This is a genomic window from Methylomonas methanica (assembly GCF_001644035.1).
GTDB lineage: Bacteria > Pseudomonadota > Gammaproteobacteria > Methylococcales > Methylomonadaceae > Methylomonas > Methylomonas methanica_A.
In genome coordinates this window covers 83,639-106,672 of the sequence record NZ_LUUG01000052.1, presented here as the reverse complement: position 1 = coordinate 106,672, position 23,034 = coordinate 83,639, and the positions used below count along the sequence as shown (strand labels likewise).

General features: G+C 50.0%; 19 protein-coding genes and 3 tRNA genes. 2 read left to right on the top strand and 20 right to left on the bottom strand.

What is annotated here, in order from left to right; translation table 11 throughout:
- Nucleotides 1-45 precede the first annotated feature (45 nt).
- From A1332_RS06410 to A1332_RS06395, 5 genes are all read right to left on the bottom strand, one after another.
- Nucleotides 46-2,283, bottom strand: a complete 2,238-nt coding sequence (locus tag A1332_RS06410; RefSeq protein ID WP_064007719.1) for a TonB-dependent receptor family protein — start codon at nucleotides 2,281-2,283, stop codon at nucleotides 46-48.
- A gap of 223 nt (nucleotides 2,284-2,506) precedes the next feature.
- Nucleotides 2,507-2,779, bottom strand: coding sequence for a GIY-YIG nuclease family protein (locus A1332_RS24670; protein ID WP_082879566.1), 273 nt, complete (start codon nucleotides 2,777-2,779; stop codon nucleotides 2,507-2,509).
- A 7-nt stretch (nucleotides 2,780-2,786) separates the two neighbouring features.
- Nucleotides 2,787-3,068 carry a hypothetical protein gene (locus tag A1332_RS06405; RefSeq protein WP_064007718.1) on the bottom strand — a complete coding sequence of 94 codons (282 nt, stop codon included), beginning with the start codon at nucleotides 3,066-3,068 and terminating at the stop codon, nucleotides 2,787-2,789.
- A gap of 23 nt (nucleotides 3,069-3,091) precedes the next feature.
- Nucleotides 3,092-3,532, bottom strand: coding sequence for a ribonuclease HI (gene rnhA / locus A1332_RS06400; protein ID WP_064007717.1), 441 nt, complete (start codon nucleotides 3,530-3,532; stop codon nucleotides 3,092-3,094).
- A gap of 7 nt (nucleotides 3,533-3,539) precedes the next feature.
- Complete coding sequence (locus tag A1332_RS06395; protein WP_064007716.1) at nucleotides 3,540-4,247, bottom strand: class I SAM-dependent methyltransferase; 708 nt, start codon at nucleotides 4,245-4,247, stop codon at nucleotides 3,540-3,542.
- 85 nt (nucleotides 4,248-4,332) lie between these two features.
- On the opposite strand from A1332_RS06395, the gene A1332_RS06390 reads away from it, so the two are divergent.
- Complete coding sequence (locus tag A1332_RS06390; protein ID WP_064007715.1) at nucleotides 4,333-5,931, top strand: LysM peptidoglycan-binding domain-containing protein; 1,599 nt, start codon at nucleotides 4,333-4,335, stop codon at nucleotides 5,929-5,931.
- A 248-nt stretch (nucleotides 5,932-6,179) separates the two neighbouring features.
- On the opposite strand, the gene A1332_RS06385 is transcribed toward A1332_RS06390, so the two are convergent.
- The 5 genes from A1332_RS06385 to A1332_RS06365 all read right to left on the bottom strand — a co-directional run bounded on the left by A1332_RS06385 (nucleotide 6,180) and on the right by A1332_RS06365 (nucleotide 8,390).
- Nucleotides 6,180-6,255, bottom strand: a tRNA-Glu gene (locus tag A1332_RS06385).
- A gap of 64 nt (nucleotides 6,256-6,319) precedes the next feature.
- A tRNA-Glu gene (locus tag A1332_RS06380) sits at nucleotides 6,320-6,395 on the bottom strand.
- Between the two features lie 21 nt (nucleotides 6,396-6,416).
- A tRNA-Ala gene (locus A1332_RS06375) sits at nucleotides 6,417-6,492 on the bottom strand.
- A 41-nt stretch (nucleotides 6,493-6,533) separates the two neighbouring features.
- Nucleotides 6,534-7,940, bottom strand: coding sequence for a glutamate--tRNA ligase (gltX, locus tag A1332_RS06370; protein WP_064007714.1), 1,407 nt, complete (start codon nucleotides 7,938-7,940; stop codon nucleotides 6,534-6,536).
- A gap of 6 nt (nucleotides 7,941-7,946) precedes the next feature.
- Nucleotides 7,947-8,390 carry a tetratricopeptide repeat protein gene (locus A1332_RS06365; protein WP_064007713.1) on the bottom strand — a complete coding sequence of 148 codons (444 nt, stop codon included), beginning with the start codon at nucleotides 8,388-8,390 and terminating at the stop codon, nucleotides 7,947-7,949.
- 168 nt (nucleotides 8,391-8,558) lie between these two features.
- Here A1332_RS06365 and A1332_RS06360 point away from each other — a divergent pair, with 168 nt between their 5' ends.
- Complete coding sequence (locus A1332_RS06360) at nucleotides 8,559-9,743, top strand: OmpA family protein (protein ID WP_064007712.1); 1,185 nt, start codon at nucleotides 8,559-8,561, stop codon at nucleotides 9,741-9,743.
- A 97-nt stretch (nucleotides 9,744-9,840) separates the two neighbouring features.
- On the opposite strand, the gene dnaE is transcribed toward A1332_RS06360, so the two are convergent.
- The 10 genes from dnaE to rnr form a co-directional block, all read right to left on the bottom strand.
- Nucleotides 9,841-13,329 carry a DNA polymerase III subunit alpha gene (gene dnaE / locus A1332_RS06355; RefSeq protein ID WP_064007711.1) on the bottom strand — a complete coding sequence of 1,163 codons (3,489 nt, stop codon included), beginning with the start codon at nucleotides 13,327-13,329 and terminating at the stop codon, nucleotides 9,841-9,843.
- Between the two features lie 6 nt (nucleotides 13,330-13,335).
- Nucleotides 13,336-13,926 (bottom strand): ribonuclease HII, encoded by a 591-nt coding sequence (gene rnhB, locus A1332_RS06350; RefSeq protein ID WP_064007710.1) that lies wholly within the window; start codon nucleotides 13,924-13,926, stop codon nucleotides 13,336-13,338.
- Nucleotides 13,901-14,671 (bottom strand): acyl-ACP--UDP-N-acetylglucosamine O-acyltransferase, encoded by a 771-nt coding sequence (gene lpxA / locus A1332_RS06345; RefSeq protein WP_064007709.1) that lies wholly within the window; start codon nucleotides 14,669-14,671, stop codon nucleotides 13,901-13,903. The genes rnhB and lpxA overlap by 26 nt, the downstream gene beginning before the upstream one ends.
- Nucleotides 14,672-15,121, bottom strand: coding sequence for a 3-hydroxyacyl-ACP dehydratase FabZ (fabZ, locus tag A1332_RS06340; RefSeq protein ID WP_064007708.1), 450 nt, complete (start codon nucleotides 15,119-15,121; stop codon nucleotides 14,672-14,674).
- Between the two features lie 108 nt (nucleotides 15,122-15,229).
- On the bottom strand, nucleotides 15,230-15,730 hold the full coding sequence (locus A1332_RS06335; RefSeq protein WP_020485707.1) for an OmpH family outer membrane protein: 501 nt from the start codon (nucleotides 15,728-15,730) through the stop codon (nucleotides 15,230-15,232).
- 83 nt (nucleotides 15,731-15,813) lie between these two features.
- Nucleotides 15,814-18,150 (bottom strand): outer membrane protein assembly factor BamA, encoded by a 2,337-nt coding sequence (bamA, locus tag A1332_RS06330; protein WP_419865989.1) that lies wholly within the window; start codon nucleotides 18,148-18,150, stop codon nucleotides 15,814-15,816.
- A gap of 195 nt (nucleotides 18,151-18,345) precedes the next feature.
- Nucleotides 18,346-19,644 carry an NAD(P)/FAD-dependent oxidoreductase gene (locus A1332_RS06325; protein ID WP_064007707.1) on the bottom strand — a complete coding sequence of 433 codons (1,299 nt, stop codon included), beginning with the start codon at nucleotides 19,642-19,644 and terminating at the stop codon, nucleotides 18,346-18,348.
- Entirely contained in the window at nucleotides 19,644-19,940 is a 297-nt protein-coding gene (locus A1332_RS06320; protein WP_082879564.1) for a c-type cytochrome, read from the bottom strand. Before A1332_RS06320 ends, A1332_RS06325 begins: the two co-directional genes overlap by 1 nt.
- Before the next feature lie 5 nt (nucleotides 19,941-19,945).
- Nucleotides 19,946-20,689 (bottom strand): 23S rRNA (guanosine(2251)-2'-O)-methyltransferase RlmB, encoded by a 744-nt coding sequence (gene rlmB / locus A1332_RS06315; RefSeq protein WP_064007706.1) that lies wholly within the window; start codon nucleotides 20,687-20,689, stop codon nucleotides 19,946-19,948.
- Entirely contained in the window at nucleotides 20,686-23,010 is a 2,325-nt protein-coding gene (gene rnr / locus A1332_RS06310; protein ID WP_064007705.1) for a ribonuclease R, read from the bottom strand. The genes rlmB and rnr overlap by 4 nt, the downstream gene beginning before the upstream one ends.
- Between the last annotated feature and the right edge of the window lie 24 nt (nucleotides 23,011-23,034).

Here is a 23,034-nt window from a genome sequence, read left to right as displayed (position 1 = left end):
AGTGAAAAAGCGCTACGCCCTCGAGAACGAGGGCTCCGACAGCAATTAAATATCGAAATCCAATTCGAAGCCGCCATAAGCGAATAGTGGCATCCCTGGACGTGGACCATACGGTTGACGGGAGACGACGTACTCTTCATTGGAGGCATTTTGCACTCCACCTAAGATTTTTATACCTTTCGCAACTTTATAATAGGCCGACACATCCATTATCACGTATTCGTCAGTGACACCAAAACGGGAGTCTTTTCTCGCAACTGGGGTGTTTCCATCCAATTGCTGCTCGGTATTATTTGCACTGGTAAACGTTTCGCTGACGTAATTGGCTGACACCTCCATCCCCCAGCTTTGGAAATGCAAGCCGCTGCCAAAATTGAGCGTATATTCCGGGATGTAGGGTACTTTATTACCTTTTCGTCCGTAGCTGAATATCGACTCGGAGTTACTGGATCGAGCGTTGCTGGTTTGCTCCGCATTGGTATAAGTGAAAGCCAAGAAATACGGGTTGCGAAAGCCCCACGCGAATGCCTCACCGGCGTCGAAATTCATCGCCAACTCAACGCCACGGCTGTCGACGCTGCCAAAGTTCTCTGCGGGCCCACCACCGCCGCCGATATTGTTGACTACCAACAAATTGTTAAACTGCGTGTAAAACCCCGTCAGCTCGGCATTAAATGCACCATGCGTATACCGTCCGCCCAGTTCGTAAGCATCACTAGTTTCCTCACCGTAGTTGTTGACTATCGCGCTTTCAGGATTTGGCGGCGAAAACCCTCGATGAGCACCGGCAAATACCATAATGTCATCGTTGAACCGATAATCGACACTGCCGCCACCCGCATAGATATCCAGCCCGGAACTCGCCAATCGTCTCGAAGCGGGCCTACGATCCTCATACACTTGATTCAAATGCTCGTAGCGTAAACCCGGCGTGAACCCAAACTTCCCCAGTTCAATTCTATCTTTCAAGAAGAATGCATAGGCTTGAGTAAATCCGGTCCGGTCGTCTTGACTACCCGGTGCACCAACCACCCGATTGGTTATCGCGCCACTCGCATTCTGGGTATAGGTTGTATCGTGTTGAAACCGTGTTTCGGCATCTTCATGATAGCGGAAACCTCCGTTTAACTCGTGATGAGTGGGGCCTAGATTGAAGCGGTAAATTGCCGCTGTTTCCACGCCTGCCGAGTAATAACTACGATTGTTGTCTCTCACGTTGAAACTGCAAGCTCTAGTGCCTTTGAGACATGCGAGATCATTCATGTTATTCCCTGCCAATGCACGAGACCATTGTTCGCCGTCCAGCTTGCTCCAGTTACGATCAAACTCACGATAATAGGCTGTGGTGACGATATCCAGATTATCGGTCGGCGCAATCAAATAGCGTGCAAAACCACCAATTTGCGTCGTATCGATATTGTCGAACCGCGAAGCAGCGTAGCGCCGGTAAGGACTGTTCCGAAAATCTTCCTCAGTCAGACCTAAATAGGTTTCGTCGGCATCCATGCTTGAATAGCCAAATTTGACTTCTAGTTTTTGGTACATCGCAGTATTCGGTTCCCAAGACATACGCAACATAGGTTCAACTTGCTGGAAGCCTGTTTGATCACCATTTTTGAAGTCGGGTGTGCTGTCTATAGTTTTAAAACCGTCGGATCCCCGATAAAAACCCTCCAGCAAGTAGCCAACTTTACCATGCGAAGTATCCAAGGTATCCCCGACAAAACCGTGTGAGCGGAACTCACCGTAACTACCATAAATGGTTTTTAAATAGGCCCTACCATTGGCTGGAATTGGCGTCGAAAGGTAGTTCATAACGCCACCGGTAATATGGGGGCCGTATTTGATTTGGCTACCGCCTTTCAAAACCTCTACTCCACTCATACGCCCACCAGCCGGATTGAAATACGCTGCTGGAGCAGAGTAAGGAGCGGGCGCTATCATTATCCCGTCCTCCATAACCGTGATCTTAGCGCTGCGCGTAGTATCAACCCCGCGAAAGCTAATATTGGGGAACAAGCCGAAACCGTCTTCTTCTCGAATATTCACACCAGGGGCTTTACGTAAAATGCGGTTTATATCGCTGTAACTTTGATCACGAATGTCCTCGGTTTTTATATACGTAGCCGAAGCGGGCAAATCTTTAACATCCGAAGGATCACCTAACACACTTACAACGTCCAAAATGTCTTCTTCAGCTTTTTCCGCTGCGTTCACGGAAGCAGCCCCCATCGAAAGACACGCAAGCGATATTGCCCCAACAAGTGATTTTTTTTCAAACATTACTTCACCCCTAAACATTGACGATATTTTGCGAAATGTAAAATCTTGTAAAAGATGGGGGTATAGTACATTTAATCTTAATGAGAATCTATATCATTTTTGAAAACCAATTTCTACATAGCAAGACAGCAACTTTTCAACTGGGAAGATGAACTTATAGCGTGGGATGAGTCCTAGAATTCTCACTGATCGAGCAGGTTAAACGAAATAGTTTGGCGTAAAGCTATACCACAAGATCTTTTTCACAATTCTCACGATCAATCAACTCTGCTTTTTGAACTCGGGACAGCTTTTTTATCGCAGACTCCCTTTGACTAGCACTGGCGCGAGTGTGACCAACTTCCGCATAAATCACCTTTAACGGTCGCCTAGCTCTAAAATATTTGGCACCACGTCCTGCACTGTGTTGTTGAAAACGTCGCTCAACATCGGTACTAATACCGGTATATAAGCTGCCGTCATCACACTGAATGATATAGACCGACCAATTTAGCACTGGCGATCTATTGAGAGTCGGCGGATTTATTCAACCAGCCGTTTAGAAGAACCGCTACCAACACACCAAAACCAATATACGCATAGCGAACGATAAAGATCAGTGCACCGCTTTGGCTATGACTTGCAGCATCTTTGACACCGGGCGTAACCGCTAATGTCCAGAGCAGCGCCGCCAAAAAATAGACCACCACACCCGAGACCGCCCATGAAACAGCCGGACGACCTGATCGTGCCGCAGTGTTGTAAAACCAGATGCCGACTAATGCGGCTGCTATCGAACCTAACATGTGTTTCCCTGATTTTAAGTGGTTTAACGGCGAGACAATTGCTCGATTCCTAGATTGGCCAGCTGATCAGCACGCTCGTTACCTAAATCTCCGGCATGTCCTTTCACCCATATCCAATCGATGTTGTGACGCTGGATCGCCGCATCCAATCGTCGCCATAAATCTTCGTTTTTCACTGGCTTATTTGCCGCTGTTTTCCATGCCCGCATTTTCCAGTTAGTCATCCATTCGGTGATCCCTTGCAAAACATATTTAGAGTCGGTGTGCAATTTGACGCTGCAAGGCCTAGTTAAAGTGTCTAAAGCTTGTATTGCAGCTAACAACTCCATCCGGTTGTTAGTCGTTTCATGCTCACCGCCGCACAGCTCTTTTTCTTTATCTCGATATTCCAAGCGCACTCCCCAACCTCCGGGCCCAGGATTGCCCTTGCATGCACCATCTGTGTAAACAATAACGTCAGTCATGATCAACCTATCTATGTAAATTCGATTTCAAACCTAATCCAACCGCAGCCAAATTGCTTCGGTGTTGCTGCGTCGCGGTCAAAGGAATCAATGTATATTGCCTCTTCACCGCTTTAATGCCGTAAGCCATAGCAAACAAAGACGCAAAGCTAAATTCGAATTTACCGTGAGCAATGGTGTAACTGTCTAATCCAAACTCGGCAGTCGTTAGCAATTCGAAATTCATCAACTTCAACCAATCCAAAACCCGCGCCTTAGTAATGAAATGCGCCCGCCATGATTCCGCAAGCTTTCTATCCCATAGAAACTGGAAACGTACCGACATACTAAACGGGTTGAAATTCAACATGACCAATTCGCCGCCCGGCTTTAATACGCGGTTAACTTCGCGCAAGGTTTGAAACCGACGCGCATCGAACTCCAAAATATGCGGGAGTATGACTAAATCCATCGATTCAGTTTGGATAGGCAAATTAAAGGCTTTAGCGGTCACTTTCAACGCACCAGCATCACCCATGGCCTTGCCGTCCAGAATTAGATAATTCCGATACAAGGAAAAATCGACAAACTCATTTTCCCAGCCTAAACCACCTATCTGGAGTTGTTGTTGTTTGCAACTCACCGTTATCGATCTGCGCAGATAGTTGGCTTCCATGGTTTGCAGTAGCTTACCTCTTGGGGTTTGGTACAACGCAAATAGAAATTGTCTCTTCATTTAACCGCCGCTAAGGGTATGTTTTTTTGGCTATTTTAGAAAGCCATGCTAGGATCTAATTTTTTTATTTTAGCGAGTTCAGACAATGCCCCGCTCAATTTCCAAAAAATCAGGCCGTCATCTGTCTTATCTACTGCCTATTTTGCTAGCAACCGGTTGTAGCCAACATGCGCAAAAAGACCATCTAAGCCAATCATCAACTAGCAAGTTTTCCGTGTTTACCCGCAATGGCAATACCGGAAAAATCCACAACAAGCAGGTAGAATCAAAAGAGCACGCCACCATCTGGGATAGGATGCTGTCTCTTTATGCCTTGCCGGAAATCGATAATGCCAGAATCGACCGCGAAGTAAACTGGTATCTTAGAAACCCTGAGTATCTCACCAGAGTACAACAACGCGCCGAGCCCTATTTATATTTCATCCTCAACGAAATCGAAGCCAAAAACATCCCCGGAGAACTGGCACTGTTACCTGCGGTTGAGAGCGCTTTTAGACCTGACGCGATGTCGCCTGCTCAAGCATCCGGTCTTTGGCAGTTCATTCCGCCTACCGGGCGTCTTTACGGGTTAAAACAGAACAGCTGGTATGACGCCCGGCGCGATGTCGTGCAATCGACTCAGGCAGCCACTACGTTCCTGAAAGAACTGAGCGAGACTTTCAACAACGACTGGTTACTGGCACTCGCCTCATATAACGCCGGCAAAGGCAATATCAAAAACGCCGTAGACAGAAATGTCGAGCGTGGACAGCCTACCGACTTCTGGTCCCTGGACTTGAATAACGAGACCTCGGCTTATGTCCCCAGACTGCTGGCAATCGCCAAAATTTTCGCCAATCCAGAAAAATATAACGTCAATCTGCATCAATTCGCCAACCAGCCTTATTTTGAATTGGTCGATGTCAAATCCCAGCTTGACTTGGGTAAAGCCGCCGAAATGGCACAAACCCCGCTGGATGACTTCTTAAAGCTCAATCCCGGCTATAACCGCTGGAGTACTGATCCGAACGGCGCACAACATCTGCTGATTCCAGTAAGCAAAGCCGATTCTTTTAAAGAAAAACTGGCTGAATTGCCGCACCAAGAAAGAATCAAGTGGGAACACCATACGGTGAGCAAGAAAGAGACTCTGAAAAGCATAGCCAGCAAGCACAGCACCAGTGTCGAAGAGATTATCAATGTAAATCATCTTGACGACGATACGGTTGCCCAAGGCACTATCCTGTTAATCCCGGTTTCTTTTCATTCGCAAAAAGGCGAACCGACAACACCGGCTGTTGCCTCGGTGTCTCAACAAACCACACCAACCCCTGCTCAATCAAGCAAACAGCAATATACGGTTAAGAAAGGCGATACCTTATGGGATGTCTCGCAACGTTTTTCCGTTGATAAAGACGATATTGTGAGTTGGAATAAATTACCCAAAAAAGCGGCGCTGAAACCGGGTCAAAAACTGACTATCAAGAAAACCAGCAGCAGTATAACCGTTGCATCAACCGCGCCGTCTATCAAGCAAATCAGCTACACGGTCAAAGCCGGCGACACATTGGCACAGATTTCGAAGAAATTTAATGTCAACGTCACCGAGCTTCGCAAATGGAATAACGTCCCCAAAAACAAAGCGGACATCAAGCCGGGCTCGAAACTAAAAGTAATGATTGAAGCCGGCCATCCGTCCACCTAATGGTTCGGATAAATACACGTATAGCTCAAATTGATTTGCGAAGCAGATCTTTCTAGTCGCCATAAAGGTAAACCTAAACCAACGATTTAGGTTTACCTTTTAGCTTTGCTAGATCAGCACAGAAAAATAGTAATCGCTACATCCTATAGAAATAGCGATTCCACTTAAAATATGCATTTGAAACAGACAAAATAGCAAACCCAGCAGCATATTATTGGTGCTGCAGCGAGCTATAAATTAAGAATTGATGGCGTCCCCACGGGGGTTCGAACCCCGGTTACCGCCGTGAAAGGGCGGTGTCCTAGGCCACTAGACGATGGGGACTCAGGACTATTTGCAGATTGACTTCTTTAATACGAATTGTCGGCTTAACCGACTTTAGCCAAATTGGCGTCCCCACGGGGGTTCGAACCCCGGTTACCGCCGTGAAAGGGCGGTGTCCTAGGCCACTAGACGATGGGGACTCAGGACTAAATCAACTATTTTGGTGGAGCCAAGGAGGATCGAACTCCTGACCTCTTGCATGCCATGCAAGCGCTCTCCCAGCTGAGCTATGGCCCCGTAGTTGAGTCCTCGTATTATACGGATATTCAGAACTTTGTCTAGGAATTTTCTACATTCTTTATGTATCCGATGGCTCGTTCTATTCTGTTCAAGGTTTTCTCTCTGCCGAGTAGTGCTAAAGTCACATCAATAGCCGGCGATACGCCGCTACCGCAAACCGCTACGCGCAGGGGTTGCGCGACTTTACCCAGATTAAGCTGCAATTGTTCGGCACTATCCAATACCACTTGATGCAGACCTGACGCTTCCCAATCGCCGATAGCGCTAAATTGAATCAGTAAATGCTGCAATACATCGTCCACGCCCGCTTTGAAATTCTTCTTAGCGGCTTTTTCTTCGTAACCGTCGAATTCTTTATAAAAGTATTCGCTTTCGGCTGCCATATCCACCAGGGTTTTGCAACGTTCGCGCTGCGCTTTAACGACATCAGCCAAGACCGGACCAGTTGTCGGATCGATACCGCGCCCCCCCATATGCCACGCCAAATGCCTGGCAACATGCGCCGGATCGCTATTCATGATGTATTGATGATTCAACCACAACAACTTCTCGGTATTGAACGTGGAAGCGGAAACATTGACTTTTTCCAACTCGAACAACGCCACCATCTCTTCCAAGGAAAACAATTCCTGATCACCGTGCGACCAACCCAAGCGCACCAGATAGTTCAACAAGGCTTCGGGTAGATAGCCGTCGTTACGATACTGCATTACACTAACGGCGCCGTGGCGTTTGGACAAGCGCGCCCCGTCCGACCCTAAAATCATCGGCACATGTGCATACACCGGCAATTGCGCACCCAAGGCTTTCAGAATATTGATCTGCCTAGGCGTGTTATTGACATGATCGTCACCGCGTATCACATGGGTAACCCCCATATCCATGTCATCGACTACCACCGTCAGATTATAGGTTGGGGTGCCGTCGGAACGGGCAATAATCAGATCATCCAACTCCTTATTGGCAACGACGATACGGCCTTTGACTAGGTCATCGATGATAACTTCACCCTGCTCCGGATTCTTAAAGCGCACCACCCGCTCGCCTTGCGGATTTTCAACGCCATGCCGGCATTTGCCGTTGTAACGCGGCTTTTCCTTGTTAGCCATCTGCTGCTCGCGCAAAACCTCCAACTCTTCGCGACTGCAATAACAATAGTAAGCATCGCCCTGAGCCAGCAGTTGCTGAATTACTTCTTTGTAACGATCAAAGCGATGGGTCTGGTAAAACGGCCCCTCATCATATTCCAGACCCAACCAAGTCATGCCTTCCAGAATTGCATTCACAGATTCCTGACTGGAGCGCTCAAGGTCGGTGTCCTCGATTCGCAAAATAAATTTGCCGCCATGTTTACGCGCATACAACCACGAAAACAAAGCGGTTCTAGCACCGCCGACATGTAAATAACCAGTGGGACTTGGGGCAAAGCGGGTTCTAATACTCATCTCTAATTACTTAGTGGTTAAAAATTTCTTGGCGTATTCGCCGGGAATGGAGCGCGATGCGCTTAAACGCATCGCCTGATAGTTAAATTGCACGCTGCCCTTAGCTGCGTCGTTTCTGCCTAGTATGGCCAGCGAAGTGGCATGCCCTTGCTTAGCGGCTTTTTCATACCAATCGGTAGCCTTGTCTCTATCGCTGATGACACCCATACCTCTATCGTACATCGCCCCCATGACTACCTGAGCATCCAGCAAACCTTGGTTCGCCGCTTTTTCCATCCACTCCGCGGCCTTATGCTCATCCTTCTCAAAACCCTCTCGACCAAGTAAATACAACGACGCCAATTTGGCTTGCGCCTGCGCGTTACCCTGATCAGCCATTTCTTTCACGCTGTCAGCCCTTACCGCACTAGCGAGTAAAAAAATCGCACAGAAAATTAAAATTTTTCCCATTACATTCTCCAAGGAAACCTACGGATTAAAAACAAAGCGGCATTATTTCACGGCGTCTGAATAAGATGAACGCACTATTTCAAAATAAGGGATTGATGTTAGACTTAAGACACCAAGGCGGTACGCTAGGTCTTGTAGATGCAGAATAACAACCTGGAGAATTAAAACATGAAAAGAAACCTTTTATTCACGGCAACTTTGGCCGGAGCGCTGCTTTCCGGTTGCGCGACGCAATCGAGCAATAATTTCCAGGCCTTCCAGCCGGAAGACCTTAATGCACTGGTTAAGTCCGGAAAACTGGTACAAAAAACCAACAGCTTTTTCGTGGTAAATGATTCATCGTCATCAATGAGCCGTACCTATGTCAATTCTACCGATTACAGTGGCACTAAACTTGATGTCGAAAAAAACCTGCTCAACAAGTTTAACAAATCCATTCCGGTGATGCCGCTGACATCAGGCTTACGCAGCTTTGGTTTTGGCCCATGTCTATCTTGGGGCTCAACTTATCTCAACCAAGCCGTGCAAAATTACTCCCAAGCCGGTTTCGAAAGTGCCATCACTTCTCTGCAATGCTCTAGTGGCGGCACACCATTGGCCACTGCGCTAAGCGATTCGGGTAAAGATATAAGCAGCGCTCCCGGAAATATTGCCTTACTCGTTTTCAGTGACGGTATCGAAGAAGTCTCGCCAATCCCGACTGCCGAAGCTCTCAAAACCCAATATGGCGACAAGCTGTGCATTTATACAGTTTGGGTTGGCAATGACGAAGATGCTTTAGGTCAAACGGTGCTGCAAGATTTGGCTAATGCATCGGGTTGCGGATTCTCAACCACGGCGGACGCCATTTCCAGTCCGAAAGGCATGAGCGATTTTGTTAAAAACGTGTTCCTGAAAGCGGGTACACCAAAAGCGGCAGATTGTTCAACACAAGATGACGACAAAGATGGCGTAAGCAACTGTGTGGACAAATGCCCTGACACCCCTAAAGGTGCTATCGTCGATAAAGACGGTTGCTGGGCGTTCCATGGCGTACTGTTCGATTTCGACAGCGACAAGGTCAAGTCCAAATACGACCCGCTGATCCAAAACGCGGTGGAGGTGATGAAGCTCAATCCAGGCTTGACTGTCGAAATTCAAGGCCATACCGACAGCTACGGTACCGATGCGTACAACGAAAAATTGTCGCAACGTAGAGCCAATGCCGTTAAAAACGAATTGGTTAAACTGGGCGTGGATGGCAAACGCCTATCGACAGCCGGTTATGGCGAATCTCAACCGGTTGATACCAACGAAACCGATGAAGGCCGCGCTTACAACCGTCGTGTAAACTACAAACGTACCGACAAGTAGGCACTGAAAATATCGGGCGAGTTAACACCAGCCCGATAACGTCAAAGGGAGGTTAGCGCCTCCCTTTTTTATGCCTGTCGCTGACGTTCACGCCGGCTTAATACCTGACTTGCACCGCATCCATCGACAACAACCGTCGTAAACGGGTTAACAATTCATCGCTGGGATGTACGCGCCATTCGTCGCCCAGTTGTAGATTGGCTTTGGCTTCCGCTTTCGCAAACTCGATGCTGATCGGGCAAAGCCCGCCGCAGAACGGTCTCAGTGTCTCCGCCAGCGCATCAACAAAACTGCGCTCCATCCGCCATTGCCTGCTATCCCAATGCAACACAATGGCCCGAGCAAACATTTCCCGTGCCTGCTCCATGCTGTATAGTTTTTCGGCGGTCATGCGCAGACTATTGGTAAAGTCGTCCATCGCCAGCGAACCTTCGGCGACCAACAAAGTGTCCTTGGCCAGCAAGTTCCGGTATTTGTCGAAAATGCCGCTGAACGCCGCCACTTCCAGACGTCCGGTACGGTCATCCAGCGTCGCGAAGCCCATCATCTTGCCCTGCTTGGTTTGCCGGGTGCGCATTTCCACGACCAAACCGGCTACCCGCCCTTCCATTTTGCCTCTGGAACGGCCGGCATCGACCTCCAGGCTGGCTAGCGAACCATGAGTAATATGTTTCAATTCCGGCAGATATTCGGCTATGGGGTGGCCGGTCAGAAACAAACCCAGCGTCTGCTTTTCCGCTTCCAGCTTTTCTTTTTCGGTCCACGGTTCGACTACAGTGGAATAAGCTTCCGCTTCTCCATCGCTAACTTCCACCTGCACAGCCAAACCAAACAGATCGTTTTGACCGGCCAGAGCCATTTTTCCATGTTGTTCGGCAACTCTGAGCGCCGTGGTCAGTTCGGCCAGATGTGCCGCGCGATTAGGGTCAATGGCATCCAGCGCCCCAGCCCTGATTAATGCTTCCAGAACCCGGCGGTTAACCTTGCGTAAATCGACGCGCTTGCATAAGTCGTACAAGCCGCCATAGGGCCCGTTGGCGTTGCGTTCTTTCAACAAATCTTCAATCGCATTTTCACCGACACCCTTGATCGCGCCGATACCGTAAACAATCTGCCCCTGGTCGTTTACGGTAAAACGGAAGTCGGAAACATTGATGTCCGGCGGGCAAATATCCAGCTTCATTTCCCGGCATTCGTCGATCAACACCACCACTTTGTCGGTGTTATCCATATCCGACGACATCACCGCCGCCATGAACGCGGCCGGAAAATGCGCCTTCAACCAGGCCGTTTGATAGGCTACCAGCGCATAAGCCGCCGAGTGCGACTTGTTAAAACCGTAGCCGGCGAATTTCTCCATCAGGTCAAAAACGTAAGTCGCGATCGATGCATCTATCTGGTTTGCCACCGCGCCCGACATAAATTTCTCCCGTTCCTTGGCCATTTCCTCCGGTTTTTTCTTACCCATCGCCCGCCGCAACATGTCGGCGCCGCCCAAGGTATAACTGGCCAATTCCCGGGCGATCTGCATCACCTGCTCCTGATACAGAATAACGCCGTTGGTGGGCTTTAGAATCGGTTCCAGCAAAGGATGAGCATATTCGGCCTTGGCACCGTGTTTGACGTTGATGTAATCGTCGACCATGCCCGACTCCAACGGCCCGGGACGAAATAAAGCCACCAGCGCGATGATGTCGTCGAAGCAATCCGGTTTCAGTTTTTTGATCAACTCCTTCATGCCGCGCGACTCCAGCTGAAATACAGCGGTGGTTTGGGCATTTTTTAATAATTCATAGCTTGGCAGGTCGTCGCGCGGAATCTGGGTAATATCCACCGGTTCTTCGCCCCGTTGCGCGCGCTGGCGATTAATGGTTTGCAGCGCCCAATCGATGATCGTCAGCGTGCGCAAACCCAAGAAGTCGAATTTAACCAAGCCGACCGCTTCGACATCGTCCTTATCAAACTGCGTTACCAGATTGCCCCCCCCCTGCTCGCAATACAATGGGCTGAAATCGGTGAGTTTGGTCGGCGAAATGACCACGCCGCCAGCGTGCTTGCCGGCATTACGGGAAATACCTTCCAAGGAACGCGCCATATCGATCAACGATTTAACTTCTTCCTCGGTATCGTACAAAGCCTTCAACTCGGCACTGTCTTGCAGCGCCTTATCCAGGGTCATGCCGATTTCAAATGGAATCAATTTTGCCAGCCTATCCACGAAACCGTAGGCGTGCCCCATCACCCGACCCACGTCGCGAATCACCGCCTTGGCCGCCATCGAGCCGTAGGTAATGATCTGCGACACATGATCGCGGCCATAATGGCGGGCCACGTAATCGATCACCTCGTCACGGCGTTCCATGCAAAAGTCGATATCGAAATCCGGCATCGACACCCGTTCCGGATTCAAAAACCGCTCGAACAGCAAATCAAATTCGATAGGATCGAGGTCGGTAATCTTCAGGGCATAAGCCACCAAGGAACCTGCGCCCGATCCCCGACCCGGCCCGACGGGTATCGCATTGTTCTTGGCCCACTGAATAAAGTCGGCGACAATCATGAAATAGCCGGGAAACCCCATCTGGGTGATCACGCTCAGCTCAACTTCCAAGCGCTCGTCATAAACTTTGCGGTTTTCCTCGAAGCTGCCCTTGCCTACCGGCGGATACTGGATCAAACGTTCTTCCAGACCCTGGCGCGAAGCCTGCTTGAAATAGTCGTCCAGGGTCATGCCCTCCGGAACCGGAAAATCGGGCAAATAGTTTTCGCCCAGAGTCAGCTCGACATTGCAGCGCTTGGCAATTTCAACACTATTGGCCAGAGCCTCCGGAATGTCGGCAAACAATTCCGCCATTTCCTCAGCCGTCCGCAAATATTGCTGAGCGGTATAGTTTTTCGGCCGGCGGCTATCGTCCAGCACTCGACCTTGATGAATACAGACGCGCACTTCATGCGCGTCGAAGTCGTTGTTACTGATAAAACGCACATCGTTGGTGGCGACCACCGGCAAATCCAGCTCGGCAGCCAGATCCGCTGCCAATTTGATGTAACGCTCCTCGTCTGCCTTACCAACCCGCTGCAATTCCAGGTAAAAACTGTTCGGAAACAGATCCTGCCAATATTCGGCACAACGCTTGGCTTGCTCGGCATTTTCCGCTAACAAAGCTTGGCCAATGTCGCCATCCATCGCTCCAGATAGCACGATCAAACCCTCGTGATTTTCGGTAACCCAGTCCTTCTGCAGCATCGGTATCCCTTGATGCTGCCCTTCTTGGTAGCCTCGGGAAATCAGCTCGGTCAACGTCACATAGCCTTTTTGATTGCGCGCCAACATGGTCAGGCGGAACGGCGAGGCCGGCTCATCGGGATTAAAAATCAGCACGTCGGCGCCGATCAGGGGCTTGATGCCTGCACCTTGCGCGGCTTTATAAAATTTAACCAGCGAGAACAGATTGCTCTGTTCGGTAATTGCGGCGGCCGGCATTGCATACTCAGCCAGCTTCTTTACTAAGGGCTTGATCCTGACGATACCGTCAACTAAAGAAAATTCGGTATGAATACGAAGATGAACGAAACTCGGCGTCATGGCTGTTTAAACAAGATATTTCTTGACCGGGGCAAACGATTTTCGATGGTGTGGGGTAATACCCAATTGTCGCAAGGCTGCTAAATGCTGCTGGGTCGGATAACCTTTGTGGACCGCAAAAGAATAACCGGGATACAGCCTATCCAGCGTCTGCATTTCCTCATCGCGCGCGACTTTCGCTAATATCGAGGCAGCGGAAATTTCCTGAACCAATAAATCGCCTTGCACAATAGCTTCGCCTGGCATATCGAGTGTCGGCAGCCGATTGCCGTCCACCTTGACCCAGTCAGGGCGGTAATCCAATTGCGACACCGCTCGCTGCATTGCCACCATCGTCGCTTGCAGAATATTAATACGGTCTATTTCGCTGGCTTCGGCGCGGGCAACCGCCCAACACAAGGCATTGGCTTTGATCTGTTCGGCAAGTAGTTTGCGTTTCTTTTCCGTGAGTTTTTTAGAGTCGGTCAAACCGGCAATAGGTTGGGCGGGATCGAGAATCACTGCGGCCGCAACCACCGGACCGACTATGCAGCCGCGGCCAACTTCGTCGATACCGGCTATGCGCAGGGGGTTATCGGAGGATACCGCGTGTGACATTGCGGAGAAAGCTGACCATATTGGAAAGTTCGTTGCTTTCGCCGGCCATATCTTCCATTTCTTCGATAGCGTCTTCCAAGCGCAAATTATTTTTGTAGAGGATTTTATAGGCTTTGCGAATCTGCCTGATCACTTCCGGCGGCACACCATTGCGTTCCATGCCGACCGAGTTGATGCCGTGCGGGCGAGTCGGCCTGCCGCCAACCATGACATACGGCGGAATATCCTGAGTAATCGCACTACCCATCGCCGAAAAGCTGTATTCGCCGATTTGGGTAAACTGATGCACCAAGGTAAAACCGCCCAAAATAGCGTGATCGCCGAGATGCACATGGCCGGCAATCGAGGCGCCGTTGGCCATGATGACATGATCGCCGATTTCACAATCGTGCGCGACATGCGTGTAAGCCATGAACAAATTATCGCTTCCGATCAAAGTCAAACCTCGATCTTGCTGCGTGCCACGGTGCATCGTACAAAATTCGCGGATCACATTGCGGTCGCCGATTTCCAAGCGGGTGATTTCGTCGGCGTATTTTTTATCTTGCGGGTCTTCGCCTATCGAAGTAAATTGATAGATCGTATTATCCTTGCCGATGGCGGTAGGGCCTTTAATCACCACATGCGGCCCGATCTCTGTACCTGAATCTATCTGCACTTCCGGGCCAATGACCGAGAATGGCCCTACTTTAACGTCTTCGGCCAATTCGGCATTGATATGAACAACCGCTCTGGGATCTATCATTTAGGCCTCTGCGGCAACGGCCGCGCACATAATTTGCGCACTGGCGGCCAGCTCGCCATCTACTTCCGCACGGCAGTCGAACGACCATAGATGACGCTTGTGTTTGATATAAGTGACTTCCAAACGCAATTGATCACCGGGAATGACTTGTTTTTTGAACCGGGCATTGTCGATGCCGGCGAGAAAATACGTGGTGCCTTTGCCCAGTTTATCGTCGCTCTGTGAGGTAAGTAACGCGGTGGTTTGCGCCAGTGCTTCCATGATCAGCACACCAGGGAATATAGGCTTATGTGGAAAGTGGCCTTGAAAAAACGGCTCGTTAAATGTCACGTTTTTCACAGCCAACAAACGCACGCCAGACTCGCATTCAAGTACCTTGTCTACCAGTAAGAAAGGATAGCGATGTGGCAAAAGTTCCTGAATTTGTAAAATATCGAGTGTGCCGGCCATGAGTTATCTGCGCGAATTAGAGGGGAAGCGGGAAGTTCGCTTAGACTGGGAACTTCCCGACTTAAAGTGCTGCACGCTTCCGCAATCAGGGAAGCATCGGGGGAAATCTTACTGCGACAAGTTTTCCAGTTTTTGCTGAACGCGGCTGGTAACGTCAATTTGATCGTTGGCATAAATAACACCGTCGGTCAGCAACAAATCAAACGACTCTTCCTTGGCTAACGCTCTTACTGCTTCCACGATACGTTTTTGCAGGTTGCCCAACTCTTCGTTTCTACGCATGTTGAAATCTTCGCTGAACTCCTGTTGCGCACGAGCCGCGTCGCGTTTTTTATCCAGAATGTCTTTTTCGATTCTATGACGCTCTTCTTCGCCCATTACCGCAGTGTCGCGGCCCAACTTTTCTTCAAGTGATTTGATCTCTTTTTGCTGAGAAACCAGCGCTTTGTCTCTTGGTGAAAATTCAGTTTCCAAGCGAGTTTTTGCTTTGGCGGCTTGCGGGGCTTTTTCCAAAACCTTGGCCACATTGACAAAACCGATTTTCAGCTCTGCATGACTTACGCCAGCAAAAATCATCAGCATTAGAAACAAAGAAATTCTATTTTTCATGGTCAAAACCATCTCCGGTTAATTTTTTTGAGTTTAAGACAGAACGCAAACGCGATTATAGGGCAAAACAGGCTCAAACTAAACTAAAATCCCGAGCCGAAGGTGAACTGGAAGGCTTGAGTTCTATCGGTACTCTCCGAATTCAGGGGTTGGGCGACACTGACCGCCAAGGCCCCAAACGGGGATAACCATTCGCCGGACAAGCCCACCGAATAACGGAAATACTTGCGCAAATCGCCGGTATTGAGTCCAGGCGCCAGAGTACCAGCGTCAACAAAAGAGCCAATCCGCACCGATTTCATATCGCTTAAGAACGGCACAGGGAAAAACAGTTCGGCTTTGCCAATCATCTTTGTAGAACCACCGATAGGACGATTGTAGGTGTTGGCAGTATTGATTTCGTTTGTGTCGATTACACCCAGGGTGTTTTGCATAAAACCGCGAACGTCCCCAGTACCACCGGCAAAGTAGTTTTCAAAAAACGGCAAACCGGAACTACCACCGTAGCTGCCGCCGTGCGCCACCTCACCCAACAAGCGGAAGGTAAAGTCATTGGATAAGGGAAAATAATGCTGGTGTTTATAGCCAACTTTGAAATATTCCAAATCGCTGCCGGGTACGGTAATCAATCCGGACAGCCTTTGCTGACCACCACTATGAGCAAAGGTGGCTCTGTCTAACGTATCATGCGTCCAACCCGCAGACGTTGACAGGGTATCGAAACTTTTGGATCTGATAGCCGAAATATTGTCGCCCTTCTGAAACCCTAAGAATTTCAGAATCGTGTCCGACGATAAGTTAGTGTTTTCGATCTCGGTGCGCTTTAGATCAATATCAAAACCAATGCGGTCGAACTCGTTCAACGGGATACCAAAGTTGATACCGGCGTTCGTGATGGTTGTATTGTAAGCCGCCAAGTTAGCCGCATAAGCATTTCGGGAGGTATAACCAAGGTTATAGCCCATCGCCACGCCATCCAGCGTGTAGTAGGGATCGGAAAAACCTAGATTGTAGCGTGTCAAAATACTACTGTTGTTAAACGCAAAATCCACCCGCTTACCGGTACCGAAGATATTGTCTTGCGATACGTTGGCATTAAAAATAATACCTTGCACCTGGGAGTAACCAACACCAGCCTGCAAGTTACCGGAGGCTTTTTCCTTGATCGTGTAATTGACGTCAATCTGATCGGCCGAACCGACCACGGGCGGGGTTTCCACCCCCACTTCCTCGAAATAACCCAATCTATCCAGACGGGTCTTGGTCCGTTCAATCTTGCTGCTGGCTGCCCAACTGGATTCCATCTGCCGGGCTTCGCGGCGGATGACTTCGTCACGGGTCTTAGTGTTGCCCTTGACGTTAATGCGGCGGACATACACACGTTTGCCCGGATCGACAAAGAACGTCATCGCCACGGTTTTTTGCTGTTCGTTGATCTCCGGCACCATATTCACGTTGGCAAAGGTGTAGCCTTCGTCACCCAGGCGATCAGAAATGGACTTGGACGTTTCAGTAGCGTTTTTTCGGGAGAAAATCTCGCCCGGCCCGACCTTAACCAACTTGATCAACTCTTCCGGCGGCACGATCAATTCACCGGACAATTTCACCTTTTCCAAGGTGTACACATCGCCTTCCTTGACGTTGATAGTGATGTAAATTTCCTTTTTATCAGCCGTGATATCGACCTGGGTAGATTCGATGGAGAAATTGATATAACCGCGGTCCAGATAATACGAACGCAGCTTTTCCAAATCGGCGGACAGCTTTTGTTTGGAATATTGGTCGTCTTTGGAATAAAAAGACAGGAAGTTGGTAGTGCTTAATTCGAATTCTTTCCGCAACAGATCGTTGGCAAACGATTTGCTGCCGACGATATTGATTTGCTTGATTTTTGCAACCCGACCCTCGGAAATGTCGATATGAATGCCGACCCTGTTACGCGTCAATTCCGAGACTTCGGTTTTAATTTTCAGGCCGTATTTACCGTGGCTGAAATATTGTCGGCGCAGTTCTTGTTCGACTTTGTCCAGAATTTGCTTGTTGTAAACCTTACCTTCCGCCAGGCCGATTTTCTTCAAGGCTTCGGTCAAATCTTCTTTTTTGATGTCCTTGTTGCCTTCGATAACCACTTTCGCGACCGAAGGCCGCTCAACCACATTCACAACCAGCGTACCGCCATCGCGTTCCAGCGATATATCCTTGAAAAATCCGGTGTTGAATAAGGCTCTGATCGCCGCGGCTTGCTTGTCTTCGGAAAAAGTTTCGCCGACATTAACCGGCAAATAGTTGTAAACGGTACCGGCGGAAATTCTTTGTAAGCCCTTGACCTGAATATCCTCAACTACAAAGCTGCCTGCATGAGCGGCCTTGCCGGACAGCATACTCAGCAACAGTATTTGTAATAGCGGTTTTTTCTTCACGCAGTCAACCATGGAAAAGGAACAGGCGCGATTGTAACACGCTGTTTTCGGATTCCCGCGCCTTCAATGGCAAATACTCGTAAATTATGGCCGAAAAATTGCTTTCTTATTCAGTTTCAATTGCAAGGAAAAACAATTCAAAAAAAAATACAAAAAACCAACACAAACCATTGAAATAAAACATTTATGATCAAATCAACCAAATGTATCGACCATCAAGCTCCGATAAACGGCACGCGTATAATCCGCTTCCAAAGCAACCGCTTCGCCATCCGTTCCCGCACTAACACCACCGGCTCCTTTCACCGGCATAATCGCGTTGGCCGCGTCCAGCTTGTAAACCCCTGCCACGGAAATGCCGTGCTCAGGCGCGATCAGGCTATAGCAGGTATTCAGCCAATGCGCTTCAGGGATGGGCGTCTGATTAATCAAACTCGTCACCGCCAACGCACACGCTTTGGCCTCGGAATTCGCGGCAAAAGCTGATTTGGGGATAGGCGCGTAGTGCGCGGCATCGCCAATGACATGGATAAAATCGTCGAATAATGATTGCCCGGTCAGCGGCCGAACCGGACACCAAGCGGTGCTATCCGTCAAACCATGCTGCAAGGCGATTTGTGCGGCAGTTTGCGGCGGAATGATATTCAGCACATCGCCACTAAACTGGTCGCCGAATTCGCTAGTCAGCACCCTACTCTGCTTGTTTAGTTCGAGCAGAGGATTATCCGCCAAGCTATGCCATTCGATCAGGCTATTAGCGGTGCCGTAACCGTAATGTTTCGTCCAACCGGCTTCGAACAGCGTTTGCTTCGAAAAGCTGCGCTTGGCGTCGAGAATGAGAATTTTCGAACGCGGTTTACGCTGTTTCAACCAATAAGCCATCATACTGGCCCGCTCGTAAGGGCCGGGCGGACACCGATAAGGATCGGCCGGCACCGCGATCAACACCACGCCACCGTCAGGCATCGCTTGCAGTTGCCGCGCCAACAGCAAGGTCTGCAGACCGGCCTGCCAGGCATGCGGAAACTGCTCCGTGGCGGCCTGATCGTAGCCGGCAATCGCATCCCAGCGAAAATCGATGCCGGGCGACAAGATTAACCTGTCATAGCTAAGGCTTTGCCCACCTAGCGTCCGCAAACTCCGTCGCGCGGGGTCCAAACTGCTCACGCGATCGACTAACAGCTTGACTCCATATCTGTATTGCAAAGCCTGATAATCGACCGTCAATTGGTCGAGGCTCGTCAAACCGGCAAACAACCAATTACTGCCGGGACAAGTGATGTATTTAGCTTTAGGTTCGATCAGCGTGACTTGAATATTCGCATCCAGCAAACGCAGATATTTCGCCGCCGTCGCGCCGCCGAAGCCGCCGCCGACCACAACGACATGCGCTTTGCCACCACTACGGAGTGGCAATCCGCCACAACCGCTAAGAACGCCGGCGCCAAACCCGGCAACGCCTTGTAAAAAACGTCTTCTGGATAAGCCGGCCATCAATTGCGACTCAAATATTCCGCAACCGCTGCCAGTTCCGCGTCGCTATAACCTTTAGCCAGACGAGGCATCAATGTGGCGGGTTTTTTGTCGTATTTAAAATCCAGCAAGGCTTGCCGGATCCGTTGTGCGGATAAATCTTTTAGCGACGGGATTGAGCTTTTGGAATCCAAGCTCGACTCGGTGTGACAATTCCGGCAATTAAAAGCAATCGCTCGTGCATCGATTTCGGCATGAGCAATAGCGTTTAACGTACTAGCAACCAGAGCCACCGCGACATAGCAAATTCGCTTCATGCAGTTTAAGCAAGCAGCTTCTGCCGAAACACTTCGTACAACAATACCCCAGCCGCCACCGATACGTTCAGGCTTTCCACCTGCCCGGCCATCGGGATTTTCACCAGAAAATCGCAATGCTGACGGGTCAAATGGCGCATGCCGGTACCTTCCGTGCCCATCACCACCGCCAAGGGCATATCCAGCTTCATCTGAAACACGGTTTGTTCAGCTTCGCCGGCCGCGCCCATGATCCAGATATTCTGCTCTTTCAACCAGCGTAGGACTCTGGCCAGATTGGTGACTTGATAAACCGGCACCGTTTCCGCCGCGCCACTGGCTACTTTGCAAACCGTTGGCGTAATACCGACGGCATTGTCCTTCGTCACAATCACACCATGGGCGCCCACAGCGTCGGCAGTGCGCAGACAAGCGCCGAGATTATGCGGATCTTGCACTTGATCCAGCACCAGATAAAACGGCGTATTGGTTAGCACTTCGACATCGTGCTTGAGTTGGTCTTCGCTGCGCATCGCCGGCAATTCCACGGCCACGACGATGCCTTGGTGATTTTTGCCGTCGGCCATCTTTTCGAGCTTTTTGCGCTCGGTTTTTTCCGGATTGATGCCAAGCTTGATTAGATCGTCTATCACTTGCTTCAGACGCACATCCTGCCTTTGACTATCTATCCAGGCTCGGCGGATTTTTTGCGGTGAATAATCCAACGCGGCCTGCACCGCGTGAATGCCGAACAATTGGGTTAAATTCATGAGCGACGGCGTCTTTTAGCTTTTGGCTTGTTTGGGGCTTTTTTATCTTTGTCCGACTTGGGGGCTTTAGCGCCAGCTTCGGTTTTTTTGCGACTTGACGAAGACTTGGTTTTGGCGATTTTCTTGCCTGATTGTATCAATTCAAAATCGATTTTCTTATCGTCCAGATTAACCCGCACCACTCGAATTTTCACCATGTCGCCCAAGCGGTAACGCACGCCGGTGCGTTCGCCGAATAACTGATGCTTGCTGGCGTCGAAGGCAAAATAATCCTGCACCAAAGAGGCAATGTGCACCAAGCCTTCCACATAAATCGACTGCAATTCGACGAAAAACCCGAAACCGGTGACGGCGGAAATCACACCCTCGAACTCTTCGCCGATCTTGTCCATCATGTATTCGCATTTCAGCCAGCTCACCACGTCGCGGGTGGCGTCGTCGGCGCGGCGCTCGTTCGCCGAACAATGTTCGCCCAGCAACACCATATCGGGATGCGTGTAATGAAAGCTATCCACCGATTTGCCGGCCAGACAATGGCGAATCGCCCGATGCACCAGCAAATCCGGGTAGCGGCGGATCGGCGAGGTGAAATGCGCGTAGGCATCCAGCGCCAAACCGAAATGGCCTTTGGTTTCCGGACTATAAACCGCTTGCGACATGGAACGCAGCAAAATGGTCTGAATCAAATGCGCGTCGGGACGCTCCTTTACCGACTCCAGCAGATGCATGTAATCCAATGGCGTAGGTTGAGCCTTACCGCCCAGAAACAAGCCCAGTTCGCCGAGAAAGGTTTTCAGCGCCAGCAATTTTTCCGGGCCGGGGCCATCGTGAATCCGTAGTAGGCGCGGCATTTTTTTCTTGTTCAGAAACCGCGCCGCAGCTGTGTTGGCGGTGATCATAAATTCTTCGATCAACTTATGGGCATCGTTGCGTTGCAGCGGTACTATTTCATAGATTTTGCGTTCCGGCCCGAAGACGATCTTGGTCTCCTGAGTATCGAAATCCATCGCCCCGCGCAACTCGCGCTGATTGCGCATGACTTTATACAAGCCGTATAAGGTCTGGAGATGCGGCAACAAAGCAGCGTGTTTTTTCGCCAGTTTCTGATCACCGTCCACCAGCATTTTTGCTACGTCGGTATAGGTCAAACGCGCATGAGAGCGCATCACTGCTTCAAAAAACCGCGAACGCAGGACATTCCCATCTTCGTTGATCAGCAACTCGCAGACCATGCATAAGCGATCCACGTCCGGGTTCAAGGAACACAAGCCATTGGAGAGTATCTCCGGCAGCATCGGAATCACTTTTTCCGGAAAATACACCGAGGTACTGCGATTTTTGGCTTCGGCATCCAAAGTGGTATCCACTTTGACATAATGCGAGACGTCGGCAATCGCCACCAGCAGTTTCCAGCCTTTCGGGGTTTTCTGCGCGTAGACGGCATCGTCAAAATCGCGGGCATCTTCACCGTCTATGGTTACCAAAGGCAGTTTGCGAATATCTTCCCTACCCTGCTTGGCGGACTCGGGCACTTGCGGGGTTAGTGCCTTGATTTCTTCCAGCAACTGATCCGGCCACTGATTGGGTAAATCGTGCGAGCGAATCGCCATTTCGATTTCCATGCCCGGCGCCATATGCGCACCCAGCACTTCGGTGATGCGGCCCAAGGGCTGGCAATGCTGGCTAGGTTGCTGAATGATTTCGGCCACCACGATCTGACCTTGCTTGGCATGACCAACGTCTTCCTTGGCAATCAACACTTCGTGGGCAATTTTTTTGTTATCCGGCACCACATACGCCACGCGGCCTTCGGTAAAAAACCGGCCGACCACTTGATGCGTATTGCGTTCGCTGATTTCGATCACCGCCGCCTCGCGGCGGCCGCGTCTATCAATGCCGGCCACACGAACGACCACTCGATCATTGGGCATCAACGGCTTCATTTCGCGCGGCGACAAAAACAGGTCTTCGCTACCGTCGTCGGGTTTCAAGAAACCGAAGCCTTCCGGATGCCCCAGCACCCGTCCGGCGATGGTGTTATCCCCGGAGCCCAGACTATATTTTTGCCGGCTGTTAAAACTTAGCTGACCGTCGCGCTCCATCGCTCGCAGCCTGCGGCGCAAAGCCTCCAAGGCATCGGGCGTTTCCAGGGAAAATTGTTGGGCGATTTGTTGGCGGCGTAACGGCTTGCCGGCTTCTTGAATAAGCTGGAGAATCAGCTCGCGGCTGGGGATGGGGTTCTCGTATTTTTCGGCCTCACGCTGGGCGTGCGGATCGACGAGTGCGTTAAAATCAGAAGTCTGATCGGTATTTGATGTCATTGAATCTGTTTGCTGGGTTCTGCC